The organism is Neobacillus sp. NPDC093127, from assembly GCF_044754175.1.
GTDB lineage: Bacteria > Bacillota > Bacilli > Bacillales > Cytobacillaceae > Neobacillus.
The window spans coordinates 22,037-36,999 of the sequence record NZ_JBIVOP010000001.1 but is presented as its reverse complement, the minus strand read 5'-3'; the positions used below and the strand labels follow the sequence as shown (position 1 = coordinate 36,999).

Genomic DNA, 14,963 nt, shown 5'->3' with positions numbered 1-14,963 from the left:
AGTTGGAAGGAGAATGATTAGTGGCAGCGACACACACATTTTCTAAGCATGAGGAAATGGCTAATTCGATTACACATGGAATTGGGGCATTACTGAGCATTTCTGCCTTAGTGGTTTTAATTGTTTATTCATCCCTATATGGGAATGCCTGGCATGTAGTCAGTTTCTCGATTTTTGGGGGAACGATGTTTATTCTTTATATGTCCTCCACTCTGCTTCATAGCTTTCCAGAAGGCAGGGCGAAAGACGTTTTTGAAATTTTGGATCACTCGTCCATTTATTTTTTTATTGCAGGAACCTATACCCCGTTTTTATTAGTAGTGATTAAAGGGACAATGGGCTGGACATTATTTGGCATTGTTTGGGGCTTGGCGGTTGCCGGCACTGTTTTTAAATGTTTTTTTGTTAAAAAGTATCTTGTAACCTCAACGGCGCTCTATGTCGTTATGGGCTGGTTAATTGTTTTTGCCTGGAAACCGTTAGTAAATAATCTTTCTTCCGAAGGGATGATGTATTTAGTAATTGGCGGCGCCCTCTATACACTTGGAGCCATTTTCTATGTTTGGCGGGGCTTTAAGTACCATCACGCGGTCTGGCACCTGTTTGTGATTGGCGGCAGTGTGGCCCACTTCATTTGTGTGTTATTCTTTGTTTTGCCGATTAAATAGAAGATTTTTGTCCTCATGACAGCGTCATGAGGACAATTTCAATTTTGTGACATCACACATGCATCATTTTTTCAAATTTTAGTTCCCTATTTTATACAAAAATATCCTTTTGAATAGCATTTCTTCGATAAGATACCTTTAAGTTCCGCTAAAGATAAATTAAGCATTCTAGGAATAGCTTACGTCTTAATATAAATAAGGTAGGAATGTATGTGTCTGAAGTGTGGGAGGGTTGATCTTGGAGGTTATTGGGAAGAGTGTCATCCGCAAAGAATCGGTTGATAAGGTAACCGGCCGGGCGAAATACACGCATGATTTTCAAAAAGTTCCCTTGCTGTCGGGAAAAATGGTCATTAGCCCGTATGGTCATGCCAAAATAGTGAATATTGACACGTCGGAAGCTTGGAGAGTGCCTGGGGTTAGGGCGATTCTTGCTGGAAAACAGTATCCGTTAACAGGGGAGGCAATCCGTGACCGTCCGCCGATTGCGGTTGACAAGGTTCGGTACCACGGCGAACCTGTCGCCCTTGTTGTCGCCGATACCCCTGCACAGGCAAAAACAGCGGCTGACCTTATTAGGGTGAAATACGAATTGCTTCCAGTTGTAAATTCACCGACCCAGGCATTCCAAAAGGATGCACCGCTCGTCCACGAGCGGTTAGGTGAATATAAAAAAGAGGCAGATTCAAATCCAGTGCCTGGCACCAATATCGCAACGCTGATTAAAATCCGCAAGGGGAATATAGAAAAAGGCTGGGCGGAAAGTGAAACGGTTGTGGAGGCGAGTTTTTCCTTTGCCCCTTCCGACCATGCGGCGATGGAAACGCGATGTGCGACGGCAGAGATATTGCCAGATGGAAACATCATCATCATGACCTCATCGCAGGCACCATTTATGGTCAAAAGGTTAATCGCGGATTACTTCGGTGAGGATATGGGGAAAATTATCGTTCGTACTCCGCTTGTTGGTGGTGCCTATGGCGGCAAGGCACCAGTACAGCTTGAGGTGCTCGCATATTTAGCATCGAAAGAAGTCGGCGGAAAGCCGGTGGAAATATTCAACACAAGAGAAGAAGATATTTTAACCTCCCCATGCCACATTGGCTTGGATGCAACGGTTAAATTGGGGGCAAATCGCAGCGGGAAAATCACGGTGGCTGAAATCCTTTATTTGTGGGATGGCGGGGCTTATTCCGATAAAGCTATTGATGTAACAAGATCGGGAGCGGTGGATTGTACCGGACCTTATAATATTGAAAATCTCTGGTGTAATTCTTACTGCATGTATACGAATCATCCGTATGCAGCACCATTTAGGGGTTTTAGCCATTCCGAGCTTTCCTTTGCAATTGAACGGACGATGGATTTGCTTGCGCAAAAATTAAACATCGACCCGCTTGAACTCAGATACATCAATGCTATTATGCCTGGAAATACAACACCAACACGGGTCAGGTTAAATAAAAGTAATGTCGGTAATTTACAGAAATGTATTGAAAAAGTAAGAGGGTTAATTAAGTGGGATGAAGGGCCTATAAAAGTAATGAACGACCGCTTTATCCGGGTAAAAGGGGTCAGCTGCAGCTGGAAGACGTCGACGATTGACACGGATGCACCTTCAGGAGTGATATTAACATTTAATCGCGATGGAAGTATTAATTTAATGTCTGGCGTTGTTGAAATTGGTACTGGAACGAAAACGATCTTGGCGCAAATTCTTGCCGAACGGCTGAAGATGGATGTGAATAACATTCATGTCCGGATGGAAGTGGATACACAGACGACACCGGAGCATTGGAAGACAGTTGCAAGCAGGGGAACGTTTATGGGCGGCAGAGCTGTTTTAAAGGCAGCGGAGGATGTCATCCATCAGTTGAAAGAAGTGGCCGCCTGTGTATTAAGATCCCCAAAGGAAGATCTCGCAATTGCGAACAGCAGGGTATTTTTAAGTGACGATCCCACCATTGGTCTCCATTTTAAAGAGATTGGCTACGGCTATAAATATCCCAATGGGAATACAGTCGGAGGGCAAATCATCGGCAGAGGAAGTTATATTTTACGACATCTTACGCCATTGGACCCGGAGACTGGTGCCGGTAAACCCGGTCCGGAATGGACTGTGGCCGCTTATGGGGTTGAAGTGGAATTTGATAAACGGGATTTCACGTACCGGCTGATGAAGGCGGCAACGGTTGTTGATATTGGCAGAGTGATGAATGAAAAAGCAGCTGTGGGCCAGGTCATGGGTGCGATGAGCATGGGACTGGCATTTGCAGGGCGGGAAACGTTTTATTTCGATGAGCTTGGCAGGGTCTTGAATCCCCAGCTTCGGACGTACCGGCCCTTACGATATGGGGAAAACCCTGAATATCTTGTTGGGTTTGTTGAAACCCCACAGATCGATGGACCATATGGGGCCCGCGGTGTCGGGGAGCACGGCTTAATGGGGATGCCTGGAGCACTTGGGAACGCATTGTCAACAGCAGCTGGTGTTTCACTTCATAATCTCCCGCTAATTCCAGAACTGATTTGGAAAGCAAAGGAGGCGAACAAGTGAATGCTTCCGTTTGATTTTGAATATTATAAGCCGGAAACGCTGCAAGAGGCTGTCGAGCTCTATCAGTATTTAGACGAACAGAGCAAACAGCCGATGTTTTTTTCTGGTGGCACGGAATTAATTACCCTTGGCAGGATAGATTTAGCTTATACCGAAGCAGTTATTGATATAAAGGAGATCGCTGAATGCAGGGTCATGCAGGTAAGCGGGGATCACTTACTGTTAGGGAGTACGCTTACCCTCACCCAAATTGAAGAAGCAAATATGTTTCCGTTATTAACAAAAACAGCGAGCGAAGTAGCTGACCATTCGGCTCGTGGAAAGATAACTTTGGGCGGCAATATTTGTGCCCGGATTTTTTACCGTGAAGCCGTTCTGCCGTTTTTGCTTGCAGATAGCCAAGTAGTTATTGCCGGACCTGATGGGGGAAAGGTGGCAGCAATCCATGAGGTTTTTCAAGGTGAGCTGAGCTTGGGGCGGGGGGAATTTCTCGTTCAAACAGCGACAGAAAGCCGGTTTATAAGGGCGCCGTTTTTCAGCGTCAAACGGCGTCAGCAATGGGATACCGGCTATCCGTTAATAACAGTCGCAGCGTTAAAAATAGATCAAGAGGTGCGGGTGGCTGTCAGTGGGTTATGTCCTTTCCCATTTCGTTCCAAGGAGGTCGAGACTGCCTTAAACAAAAGCGGTCAATCGGCCGAGGCAAGGGTAGACGGTGCCCTAGCGGTGCTGCCAAAGCCGATTCTCAATGATGTCGAAGGGTCGGCGGAATACCGTTTATTTGTCTTAAGGAATTTGTTATTTGATGTATTGGCGGTCTTGGATGGTGTGAGGATTCGATAGTTTCGTAGTTTGGCTTGAAGGGGGGAGGATGAAACTTGCAATCCCACACAATTACGTTAAATATAAACGGAGAAAGCCATATTGTCACTGTCAGGGCTGCTGATATTCTTTTGTATACACTAAGAAGTAAGCTCGGTCTGACAGGTGCAAAGCCAGGCTGCTTAAATGGTGACTGCGGGGCATGCACGGTGAATGTCGATGGGTGGCCGATGAAGTCGTGTTTGATGCTTGCGGTAGAGGCGGTTGGGAAAAGGGTTACCACGATTGAAGGACTGAGGGAGACCCCCATCCAACAAGCTTTTGTCGAAAACTTCGCTTTCCAATGCGGTTATTGCACACCCGGCTTTATTATGAACTGTCATTCGTTAATCGAGCAGCATCCGGATGCCGATGATCAAACGATTAAAGAGTGGCTTGAGTCGAACATTTGCCGCTGTACGAGCTATATTGAGATTGAGAAGGCTGTGAAATCAGTTTTAAACAAGAAATGAAGGCGCCAAAAATGGCGACCTTCATTTCTTTATTGGTTTTTCATTTGAAAATACGTATCCAGTACCCTTTTGCCAATCCTGAGGCTTGCACGATTATCAACGGTTCCTTCGTAAGCCCATGGAACTAACACGGCCATGGCCACTTCGGGATTTGCGCTTGGGGCATAGCCGATCAAGCTTAAGTTCATAACGGGAGGCGGTTCCTTGCCATAGTTACTGCGTAAAGGGCCATCATAAAAGGCTTCGGCGGTTCCTGTTTTTCCTGCTGGTGAGTATGCCGCCTTTCCAAAGAAATTATAGGCCGTTCCTCCTGGTTCCTGCATGACCTTTTTAAAGCCAGTTTGGACATTAGACATCCACTGTTTTTTCACATCGATGGTATTCAGAACGGTAGGATGGATTTCTTGAGCGACAGTTCCAAGTTCAATGGATTCAACGGCAGATTCACGAAATTCTTTCACTATATGGGGCTGCATCCGATAGCCGCCATTTGCAATCGTTGAAGCATACTGGGCCAGCTGCATCGCCGAATACGTATCATATTGACCGATAACAAGGTCGAACAAATATCCTGGGAGCCTACTTTGCCCTTTTAATCCGGTCTGCTCATTTGGCAAATCAATTCCCGTTCTTGCTCCAAGGCCAAAGGAAGCAAATGAATTCCGAATATCCTCAAAGGCATTTTTGTTACTGAAATTCAACGGTTGATCATATTCATAATGACCTTTCCCGATTCTAATCGCGGTTTGGAACATATAAACGTTGGAAGATTTCTTTAAGGCATCGAGTTCATTTAATTTTCCTAAATATGTATATGACTTTTTAATCGGGGTATCTTTTATCTTTATCCCGGCATCATCAAAAGAGGTACCAGGAGAAATGGCTCCTGTTTTATAACCGGTTAAAATGGTTGCCCCCTTTACAACAGAACCAACGTTGTAGGTTGTCGTAAAGGTTCCAAGTGCGTCATCTTCCATTTCCGACCTGCCCGTTTCTTTATTTTTAACAATTTTTTTCCCGGACATTGTTAAGACCTCACCTGTTCGCGGGTCCATTAAAACGACATAGGCCCGGTCTGTTAGTTTCGTCCCCGGTGATTGCTTTGTGACCCATAGTTCCTCTTCGACAATCTTATCGATCGCCATTTGCAAGTTCATATCAATCGTTAAAACGAGATCTTTCCCTTTTTTTCCGCCGCTAATAACATTGGTTTCAATGATATTGCCTGTTTTATCGATACTATTTTTAATCTTTGATTTCGTACCATGAAGCACATCCTCATACTGAAGTTCTAGCTGACTTTTTCCAATGCGGTCATTAAGACTGTATCCTCTTGCCAAAAAATAATCCAATTGCTCAGCAGGCAGTCCTTCATCAGATTTTGTTACCTTCCCTAATACAGATCTTAAGGTATTTTCAAAGGCGTAGGACCGCTCCCAATCGGTTGTCGTATCAACCCCAGGAAGGAATTGAAGATTTTCACTGACAATCGCAAATTCCTTCTCGGTAACATCCTCATTTTTGACGATTTGCGGGGTAAATTTATAGCCGCTGCTAAACTCACGGTAAATCGCCAATACTTCAAGTTCCTCATTTGTAAAAACTAATTCGTTGTCAGTAATGCGGTCCAATTTAAGCTTGTAGATGTCTTTATCAGTTAATTTTTTTGCCTCATATAAGGCTATTTCTTTATCAGTAATTTTAGCATCAGCTAACTTGGGATATTTCATAATCCAGAACTCCCGCTTGTTCCGGTCGGTAACTTTATCCGTGTTTTTAGTAATCAATTTGGCTAATTTTTCTGCTGTTGACAGCATTTCTTTTTGGCTGAAGCCTTCATTTGTAAAGGTGATTGCTTTTTTTGGAATATTATCGACGATAACTTTGTAATCCCGGTCGTACATTTTTCCCCGAGGTACTGGATTACTGATGGTAAAATCCTCTTTTCTATCTAAATCCCTTTTGAAGTTTTCTCCATAGACAATTTGGACAAAGCCTAATCGTAAAATAAGGACGGAGAATAGTAAAAACACACTAAAGAAAAGAATATTCAAGCGAAAGGGGAAATGGCTTTTTTTCTTTTTTTGTTGCTCCAACGAGTATCCACATCCTTTTACCTACAATTCATTTCTTTTATTATGCCTTATCTCAAAAGGGGGAACAACAAATAATGGAAAATACTTTCGAAATTTAGGGAATAGTCTAAACGATCAGTTCGCTTTCTGATGGATAGAAAGGAATCATTTTATCAAAACTAATTTTATGACATGCCAAAGGAGGATTACTGATGGAAAAGCAAAACCAAAACCAACAGCAACTGCAATCACAAAGCTTTAAACAACAAAAGATGCAGCAGCAGGAAATAGAACAGCAGCAAAATCAGTCAATGGTGGAGCAGCAATTTCAAACTGGGAAGCAGCAAGCGCTCCAAACACTACAGCAGGCAGCAACAACGATACAGCAAAACGTTGCGATGAATAATCCACAGGCGCTGCAGCAAGCTGCTCAGCAGCTTGGACAGGCAGCAGGCCAGCTTAATCAAATGCAGGGGCTTGCGGTCACCCAATCGCAAACGGCCCAGCAACAGCAACTAGAACAGATTCAGCAGCAAATTGAACAGGCAGCACAAACACTTAGCCTGGTTGAATCCTTAAATCAGGGAAATTACAGCTTCAAAAAAGGGTAAGTGGAATCGGAGACCCCAGTCTTTCTAAGGCTGGGCATTTTATTTTGTTCAAATTTTGTTCGTCTTTGCTTGTAAAACAGTCTTAACCGCTTCTTTAATTTCTTGGTATCCTGTGCAGCGGCAAAGATTGGACTGCATCCATTCTTCGATTACTTCATCCGTTGCATTGGGCTTTGTTTCTGCTAATGCATGGCAATTTAAGATAAAACCTGGTGTACAATAGCCGCATTGAATCGCCCATTTTTCTACAAAAGCTTTTTGAATGATAGAATCATTTAGACCTTCGATGGTCGTTATTGGCTGGTTGATGGATTCGATGTCCAGTGACAAACAAGAATGCATTGGTTCGTTGTTTATTAGGACTGTGCAGGCGCCGCAATCGCCATTTTCACAAGCACGCTTTGCACCACTTAACCCAAGCTGTTCTCTCAATGTATATAGGAGCGTGTCAGCTGAACGAATGGTTACCTCGTGACTATCTCCATTCACATGTAATTTTATAACTGATTTAGATGAACCATTTTTGATCATGAGACCGCCCCCTTCAATGCATCCATCGCATCTTTTAGTGCATTAATTAACACAAATTCACGGTAATCTCTAGAAGCCTGAATATCATCAATAATGGGTGCGGGAAGGAGGTGAAGTGCTTGTTCAATCCGCTTTTCGATTGGAAGGGAAGTATCATTTAATGCCGCTTCCATTTGTATAGACCTAAAGGGATACGCACAGACACCGCTAAATGCCGCACGGATCTGGCTGTCTTTTGCTACTGCTGCAAGAGAAACGACTGGATAACCGACTTTAGAGACTTTTGTTTTCTTTAGGCTGACATACTGAGAGGCGCCATAGGATTTTTCTACTAAAATTTGCACAAGGAACTGCCCCGGTTCCAATTTCATTTCTTGCTGAAAGATATCCTTCAAATCAACAATTTGTTCACCATCCTTGCCGGCAATTTTCACTTGCGCGTCGGCCAAAAGCAGCGGAAGAGCCGCTTCGCGATAGATTAACCGGCTATGGAGATTGCCGCCTATTGTAATCTTGTTTCTTGATGTATGGTCCGCTATCTGTTTGACGGCTTGACCGAGAAGCGGAAATAAATTGGATTGGGTAATTTTATTTAATGAAACGGCGGAACCGAAAACCAGCAGGTCTCCTTGGGATTCCAATACTTGGCATTCAGGAATCCCTTTCAGATCAATAATTGCGTCAGCACTCAGTTTATTTATTCGCGAAAAAGTAATAAATTCTGTCCCGCCGCTATAATAGATGACCTTTTTCCTCTGACTCTCCATATCCTGAAACGTCTGAATTGCCTCAGTAATGGTATCGGGTTTGTAATATTCAAAGTCAAACGGAATCATTTCAAGTGCTCCTTCTTTGTCTTCCAAATCAACTCAGGAATTAATGGCAAATGATTCAATTCTACTTGTGCTGCCGCGGAAAGACTGTTGGCAAGTGCCCCCGCCATGCCAATCACCCCATATTCGCCGATTCCGCGCGCCCCGTATGGCCCGTCAGCTGCAGGGGATTCAATAAAGTCAACCAGATATTTGACAGGCTGTTCGCCAAATCTGATAATTTGATAGGTCCGTAATTGCGGGTTTTGAATAATTCCTTCTTCATTAAAAAGAAACGCTTCGCTGCTGGCAAAGCTAAGACCTAAATACATTCCGCCTCTCATTTGCTGGGCTGCAGTCGCTGGGTTAATGATGGTACCGCCGTCAAGCACTGTTACTGCTTTTAAAATTTTGTACGTATAATCCCTTGTATCCCATTCGACTTCAATTGCTTGTGTTCCTACAGACCACCACGGTCCGGGCTTACCGAACCCTGTTTCATTATCCATGGGGGTTAAATGCCTTTGAATGTATTTTCCGTGACCGACTACCTGACCTTCCACCGCATGCCCATTTGGGAATTGATAGCCTAAAGCAATATCCTTTATTTGGATACCGTATTCGGGATTTGGTTTTAGATAAACGCGGCCGCCGCCCACCTCTAAATCCTCCTTAGAACATTGCAAGGCGATTGAGGCCGTTCTTTTTAGCTGCGAAATCGCATCATCACAGGCGGCCAATACGGCTCTGCCTGCTAGAAATGTCGTACTGCTGGCAACTGTCCGCCATTGATGTGGATCATAGGAGGAATTAACTTCCATGGTGATATGAATCTTATTCATATCCAGCTTTAATCTTTCAGCGATAATTTGCGCTAAAATGGTTTTTGTTCCTTGTCCTAATTCAATTGCCGCACAGTTCAAATTCACACTGCCGTCTGCTTCAAACTTTAGAATTGCTCCTGACTGGGCATTCGTGGCCGTTGTTGATGTTTTCCAAAATGTACTAATCCCTTTTGCTCTTATTTTATTGTTGCTGATTTCAAGCCGCTGTCCCTCATCCCATTGAATGAGTTCCTTTGCTCTTTCTAGGCATTTCAAAGTATCGCCAATGTTATTAGCGGTAATGACAGACTGGGTTGGTGAAGTGTCTCCCGGTTGAATCGTATTCATTTTTCGGAGCTCGATAGGGTCAATCGTTAATTTTTGGGCTAGCTGGTCCATAGTCCGTTCGACGGCAAAGGTAAGTTCCGGATGGGCGTATCCCCTGAAAGATGTGGCGTAGGGATGATTGGTATACATGCAGTAAGAATCACACCAAACATTCGGGACATTATATGGTCCAGTACAATCAAGAGCCATGGCACGGGTAATTCCAGCCGCCTGGTCCGTATAAGCACCTGAATCAATCAAAAACGTGTATTGTCCTGCGATGATTTTCCCGTCTTTATTGGTTCCAAGCGAAATCGTCGCTTCCACGCCAATGTGGCAGGGAGCCGTAATCAGATCTTCTTCGCGTTCATAATTCAATTTCACCATTTTTCCGCCAATGGCTTTTGAGGCTAAATATGCGAGTGGTTCTAGCTGGACAGTACCTTTCCCTCCAAATGCACCGCCCACAATTGTCGTGTGGACAATGATATTGCCCAGTTCAATATTAAAGAATTGATTCATGACTTTTTTTATCGTAAAAGGTGATTGCGTCGTGGTATGAATTATCACCTTGCCGGAAGATTTTATTTCGACCCTAGTACTTCTCGTTTCTAGGGCAGCATGATCGGATAGATTAAAAGAGTAGGTTTCTTTCACCTTTGTCGTGCAAGCTTTCCAGGTCTTAATGAAATCACCCTTGCGAATCTTAATATGGCTGCCAATGTTTGTTCCCTGAACGGGGTATACATTGCTAATGATTTTCATGTATTGGCCAGAGTTTTCATGGACTAAGGGAGCTCCAGTTTGAAAGGCGTCCCGTACGGAATTGACCACTGGCAATGGTTCGTAATTGACTTTTACGAGGGAGGCAGCTCTTTTTGCTTGGTGTTCATGGTCAGCAACAACGATGGCAACCGGTTCGCCGTAATAGCGGACTTTTTCAATCGCCAACGGAGGCCGATCTGCGAGGATAGGGCCAATATGAAACGGAAACATTTTTCCTGTGATAATCGCACGAACTCCGGGTATCTTCCATGCCTCTGTTGAGTCAATTGAGTTAATCTTAGCGTGGGCAAAGCTGCTTTTAACCAGCTTTGCGTAGGCCAAGCCGGGTAAAGTATAGTCGTCTATGTATCGAACTGTTCCTGCTGCTTTTTCAACGGCATCAATTCTTTGTATCGGCTTTCCAACTGCCGCCCCTGTTCTGTCCTGCATAAAAAAATGGCCTCCTCAATACGTTATCGACTAAGCGTTGGATCTTCCTGCATTAAAGCTTAGTTTTCCTTCTATATGTTAAATTTATACAGGTTTGATTATTAGAGTTAGTGAAAGCTGATAAGTTCAATAGCCGGCATCTTTTCTTGATCAAACAAAAAGTTTTCTAATCTTTCCCCTTATTTGAATTTTTTAAATTATAATAAAGTGGATGTGGCGGTTTCTGCAACTGCTATTCTTTAAGAAATAGAATCATGTTTAGGGGGGGCTCCATATGGAACAAAAAGTGATGGATCAAGATTTACAGACCGTATTGGAACAATTTAGAGCATTAGATCAAAAAATTACTCATTTTTCAAGTATCATAGGTCTAACTGACTGGGATTCAAAGGTTATGGCTCCGAAAAAAGGGCGAAATGTGTTTGCGAAAGCTATCGGGACATTACGGACGGAAGTGTTTAAACTTTCCGTTTCAGAGGAAATGGGCAATTTGTTAGAAAAATTATCAGCAGTACGTGATTTGGATGCTGCGACAAAAGCAAAGGTTCGAGAATATAGAGAATACTATCAAAAATCGAAAAGGATCCCGGCTGACCTTTTTCAGGAATACAGCATCTTAACGGGCCAAGCCAATGATGCCTGGGAGGAGGCGAGAGCCAACAATGATTTCGCCCACTACCTTCCATATTTAGAGAAAATAGTTCAATTTAGGCGGAAGTTTGCGGAAATTTATGGCTATGAGGAGCATCCATACGATGCACTTCTTGACGAATTTGAACCGGGTTTAACGGTGAAAAGACTAGACCCGTTATTTGCTAAACTAAGAGAATCAAGCGTTAAACTACTAGAGCGGATTCAGAAACATGGAAAGTCGACAGCTGTCGAGGTTTTTGATCAATCATTTGATATTGAGACCCAAAAAGCATTTAACCGCTATATCCTGCCGATAATTGGCTTTGACATGGAGGCAGGCAGATTGGACGAAACCGTTCATCCGTTTGCACAAACGGTAACGATTGGCGATGTCCGCTTAACAACCCGTTATCTAGCAAAAAATGTCCGCTCAGCCCTTTTCGGAACAATTCATGAAGCAGGGCATGGTATTTATGAGCAGCATGTGAATCCTGAATTTGAGGAATCTGTTCTTCAGAGCGGGGCATCGTTTGGAATTCATGAGTCGCAATCAAGATTTTTAGAAAATATGGTCGGACGAAGCAGGGAATTCTGGTATTATTTTTACCCGCAGCTGCAAACCCATTTTCCTGCACAACTTGAAAATGTTAGTGTTGACGAATTTTATCGTGCCGTTAACACTGTCCAGCCATCGCTAATTCGTGTGGAGGCGGATGAATTAACATATAATCTGCATATCATGCTGCGGTATGAAATTGAAAAAGACCTGATTGCAGGGGTGATTGAAGCGAAGGACCTGCCGGCTATTTGGAACCGGAAAATGCATGATTACCTTGGGGTGACACCAAGTACGGACTCGGAGGGCGTCCTTCAGGATGTTCATTGGTCCTTTGGCGGAATTGGCTATTTCCCGTCCTATTCATTAGGGAATCTTTATGCAGCGCAAATTCTTCGGACCATCAAAAAAGATTTGCCGGATTTCTATCATCTCATTGAAAATGGCCGCTTTGACCTGCTTCAAGAATGGCTAAAGGAAAACATTCATCAATATGGAAAGCTTTATACTCCGAATGAACTGATTGTAAAAGTAACCGGTGAGGAATTAAATGCCGACTATCTTGTCGAGTATCTTGAGCAAAAATACTGCGAGGTATATGGATTATAATCGTTCTAAAGCTTCACATTGACAACCGCTTAAAAGTATACTATATTAATAGTAAAAAAATATTTCCTTTTTAAAGGGGAGTAGCTGCTACAATAAAGTCGTCACTTCGAGAAATCCTTCTCCGGCTTTATTGGCAACATGGACGTTGTTAGCAAGACCTTTACTTTACGGTAAAGGTCTTTTTCTGTTTTCTTTAGGCCTTTACTGTCATCAGTAAAGGCCTATTTTTATTGGCGAGTGGGAACTATTTTAGAAAAAAACTTACTTTAGAGGAGGAAATATTCATGGATTTTAGTTTGTTACTGGAATACGGCTGGGTGTTAGTTATTTTGGTGGGCTTGGAAGGGCTTTTGGCAGCAGATAACGCCTTAGTACTAGCAATTATGGTTAAGGATCTTCCAGAAGAAAAACGAAAAAAGGCTTTATTTTATGGCTTGGCGGGAGCGTTTGTGTTCCGTTTTGCTTCACTATTCGCGATTTCGTTCCTTGTGGATGTGTGGCAGGTGCAAGCGATTGGCGCGCTATATCTATTATTCATGGCGGGGAATCATATTTTCCGCAAGGTTGTTAAAGGGAAATCGGAGCAGCCTGTGAACCAGGAAATTTCCAAAAAGAATAGCGGCTTTTGGACGACGGTGTTAAAAGTTGAATTGGCGGATATTGCTTTTGCTGTCGACTCCATTCTCGCTGCTGTAGCGATGGCGGTTGTCCTCCCGGATACCCCGCTGCCAAATATCGGCGGCCTTGACGGAGGAAAATTCATGGTTATTTTTGCAGGTGGAATAATCGGGTTAGTGATTATGCGCTTTGCTGCTAATCAGTTTGTGAAGCTGTTAGAAAGAAGACCAGGTTTGGAAATTGCAGCCTTTGCGATTGTTGGCTGGGTTGGTGTGAAGCTTGCTGTCTACACACTTTCACATTCGGCGTTAGCAATTCTTAGCGAGGAATTTGCCCATTCAACTGAATGGAAAGTAAGCTTTTACGTCGTGTTAGTCGGGATTGCTGCTGCCGGATGGTTTTTCTCCAAAGATAAAGCCAGTGAATCAGTGAAAAAGGAACCGAAAATTTCATAACCTTTTTGGAAAGCAATTCTTTCTATATGGGAGGATTGCTTTTTTTATTTCCAATCTTTTACCAAAACCTTCCGATTTAAGAAATTATTAATATTTCATTAATAGTCTGTTTAGTTTGGTCGTCTATTCTTATCATGTAACAACACTATGCCTTGAAGGAGGAAGAAAAATGAATAAGAAAGTCCTGGCCGCAGTTGGCGTCAGTGGATTATTAATGGCTGGAGGTGTTTTATCGGCATCTGCTTCCACATCTGGATACGACTTGTTTAAAACAGCAGTTAAAAAGACCCATACCATCAACAGTTTTACTGCCCATACCTCAGCGTCCTTAACAGATAATGTCAAGGAGATTTACCAGGTTGATTCTTTGAACACAGCAAATTTAAAGGATGAATCCGGAAATAGCACCGTCAGTGTGACAAATGGCGGAACCACTACAAAAGTAGATTATTTTTCAAAAGCGAATCAGACGGTCGTGAAGAGCAGCAAGGATGACAACTATTATGTAAAAGACGAAAGTGAACATAAGAAGGAGTTTAAACGTAAGGAGCATAAAGATGAAAACCTCTCGCCGCAAATGCAAAAAGATGTAGAGGCTATCTTTGATGCTGTAACAAAAAATTATCAAGATAAGATTACAACGAGTGTTGGTGCCAACGGAAATACGGAGCTGCAGCTCGATCTATCTAAAAATCAAATTCCTGCCGTTGGACAGGCTGTTGTGTCATTCTTCCTTAAGAATATCGACCAGCAAAAGGATCATAAGGAAAAAGCAGAATTCGGCTCCTTACAGTTGGCTGACCTAAAACCAGAGCTTCCACAACTAAAAAATAACATTAATGTATCCCGTGTTGTCTTAAAAGGCGTAGTGGATAAGAATGATTACTTAACCGGTCAAGAAGCGACTATTTATGTTTCCGGTGAGGATGTAAATGGTACACACCATGATCTTGTATTAAAGCTTACAAACACATTCGATCAGTTAAATAATTCAAAAGTATCAGGCGTGGATTTGACAGGCAAAAAGGTTGTTAAAGTACAAGACAAGCATGATGGACATGAGGATTAATTTACAAAGGTAAAGAAAATAACCGATGTGGCAGGGGACATATTCCTCTGCCCCTGGTTCTAAAAATTG

At 43.0% G+C, this 14,963-nt stretch carries 12 protein-coding genes; 8 read left to right on the top strand and 4 right to left on the bottom strand.

What is annotated here, in order from left to right; all coding sequences use genetic code 11:
• The first annotated feature begins 20 nt into the window (after positions 1 to 20).
• From trhA to ACIQCO_RS00160, 4 genes are all read left to right on the top strand, one after another.
• Positions 21 to 668, top strand: coding sequence for a PAQR family membrane homeostasis protein TrhA (gene trhA, locus ACIQCO_RS00175; RefSeq protein ID WP_400424317.1), 648 nt, complete (start codon positions 21 to 23; stop codon positions 666 to 668).
• Between the two features lie 238 nt (positions 669 to 906).
• Positions 907 to 3,225: a xanthine dehydrogenase family protein molybdopterin-binding subunit gene (locus ACIQCO_RS00170; protein WP_400424315.1), complete on the top strand. Its 2,319-nt coding sequence runs from the start codon at positions 907 to 909 to the stop codon at positions 3,223 to 3,225.
• Complete coding sequence (locus ACIQCO_RS00165; RefSeq protein ID WP_400424312.1) at positions 3,226 to 4,068, top strand: FAD binding domain-containing protein; 843 nt, start codon at positions 3,226 to 3,228, stop codon at positions 4,066 to 4,068. It begins immediately after the preceding gene.
• Between the two features lie 35 nt (positions 4,069 to 4,103).
• Complete coding sequence (locus tag ACIQCO_RS00160; protein ID WP_400424309.1) at positions 4,104 to 4,559, top strand: (2Fe-2S)-binding protein; 456 nt, start codon at positions 4,104 to 4,106, stop codon at positions 4,557 to 4,559.
• Between the two features lie 29 nt (positions 4,560 to 4,588).
• On the opposite strand, the gene ACIQCO_RS00155 is transcribed toward ACIQCO_RS00160, so the two are convergent.
• Positions 4,589 to 6,655, bottom strand: coding sequence for a peptidoglycan D,D-transpeptidase FtsI family protein (locus ACIQCO_RS00155; protein ID WP_400424306.1), 2,067 nt, complete (start codon positions 6,653 to 6,655; stop codon positions 4,589 to 4,591).
• A 191-nt stretch (positions 6,656 to 6,846) separates the two neighbouring features.
• Between ACIQCO_RS00155 and ACIQCO_RS00150 the strand changes: the two genes are divergently transcribed.
• Positions 6,847 to 7,245 carry a hypothetical protein gene (locus ACIQCO_RS00150; protein ID WP_400424304.1) on the top strand — a complete coding sequence of 133 codons (399 nt, stop codon included), beginning with the start codon at positions 6,847 to 6,849 and terminating at the stop codon, positions 7,243 to 7,245.
• Between the two features lie 48 nt (positions 7,246 to 7,293).
• Here ACIQCO_RS00150 and ACIQCO_RS00145 read toward each other — a convergent pair whose 3' ends face one another.
• Genes ACIQCO_RS00145 through ACIQCO_RS00135 form a run of 3 tightly spaced genes read right to left on the bottom strand, consistent with a single transcriptional unit; the run spans position 7,294 to position 10,954 of the window.
• Positions 7,294 to 7,776: a (2Fe-2S)-binding protein gene (locus tag ACIQCO_RS00145; protein ID WP_400424301.1), complete on the bottom strand. Its 483-nt coding sequence runs from the start codon at positions 7,774 to 7,776 to the stop codon at positions 7,294 to 7,296.
• On the bottom strand, positions 7,773 to 8,612 hold the full coding sequence (locus ACIQCO_RS00140) for an FAD binding domain-containing protein (protein ID WP_400424298.1): 840 nt from the start codon (positions 8,610 to 8,612) through the stop codon (positions 7,773 to 7,775). The genes ACIQCO_RS00145 and ACIQCO_RS00140 overlap by 4 nt, the downstream gene beginning before the upstream one ends.
• The gene (locus tag ACIQCO_RS00135; protein ID WP_400424295.1) at positions 8,609 to 10,954 is read right to left on the bottom strand and encodes a xanthine dehydrogenase family protein molybdopterin-binding subunit; all 2,346 of its coding nucleotides are present in this window, start codon (positions 10,952 to 10,954) and stop codon (positions 8,609 to 8,611) included. The genes ACIQCO_RS00140 and ACIQCO_RS00135 overlap by 4 nt, the downstream gene beginning before the upstream one ends.
• A gap of 274 nt (positions 10,955 to 11,228) precedes the next feature.
• On the opposite strand from ACIQCO_RS00135, the gene ACIQCO_RS00130 reads away from it, so the two are divergent.
• From ACIQCO_RS00130 to ACIQCO_RS00120, 3 genes are all read left to right on the top strand, one after another.
• The gene (locus ACIQCO_RS00130; protein ID WP_400424292.1) at positions 11,229 to 12,752 is read left to right on the top strand and encodes a carboxypeptidase M32; all 1,524 of its coding nucleotides are present in this window, start codon (positions 11,229 to 11,231) and stop codon (positions 12,750 to 12,752) included.
• A gap of 284 nt (positions 12,753 to 13,036) precedes the next feature.
• Positions 13,037 to 13,825, top strand: a complete 789-nt coding sequence (locus ACIQCO_RS00125) for a TerC family protein (RefSeq protein WP_400424289.1) — start codon at positions 13,037 to 13,039, stop codon at positions 13,823 to 13,825.
• 169 nt (positions 13,826 to 13,994) lie between these two features.
• On the top strand, positions 13,995 to 14,894 hold the full coding sequence (locus tag ACIQCO_RS00120) for a hypothetical protein (protein WP_400424286.1): 900 nt from the start codon (positions 13,995 to 13,997) through the stop codon (positions 14,892 to 14,894).
• Positions 14,895 to 14,963 lie beyond the last annotated feature (69 nt).

Coding starts and splice junctions, on each gene's coding strand:
- ACIQCO_RS00130 (WP_400424292.1), top strand. CDS start 11,229: ATGGAACAAAAAGTGATGGATCAAGATTTACAGACCGTATTGGAACAA.
- ACIQCO_RS00150 (WP_400424304.1), top strand. CDS start 6,847: ATGGAAAAGCAAAACCAAAACCAACAGCAACTGCAATCACAAAGCTTT.
- ACIQCO_RS00140 (WP_400424298.1), bottom strand. CDS start 8,612: ATGATTCCGTTTGACTTTGAATATTACAAACCCGATACCATTACTGAG.
- ACIQCO_RS00165 (WP_400424312.1), top strand. CDS start 3,226: ATGCTTCCGTTTGATTTTGAATATTATAAGCCGGAAACGCTGCAAGAG.
- ACIQCO_RS00145 (WP_400424301.1), bottom strand. CDS start 7,776: ATGATCAAAAATGGTTCATCTAAATCAGTTATAAAATTACATGTGAAT.
- ACIQCO_RS00120 (WP_400424286.1), top strand. CDS start 13,995: ATGAATAAGAAAGTCCTGGCCGCAGTTGGCGTCAGTGGATTATTAATG.
- ACIQCO_RS00135 (WP_400424295.1), bottom strand. CDS start 10,954: ATGCAGGACAGAACAGGGGCGGCAGTTGGAAAGCCGATACAAAGAATT.
- ACIQCO_RS00125 (WP_400424289.1), top strand. CDS start 13,037: ATGGATTTTAGTTTGTTACTGGAATACGGCTGGGTGTTAGTTATTTTG.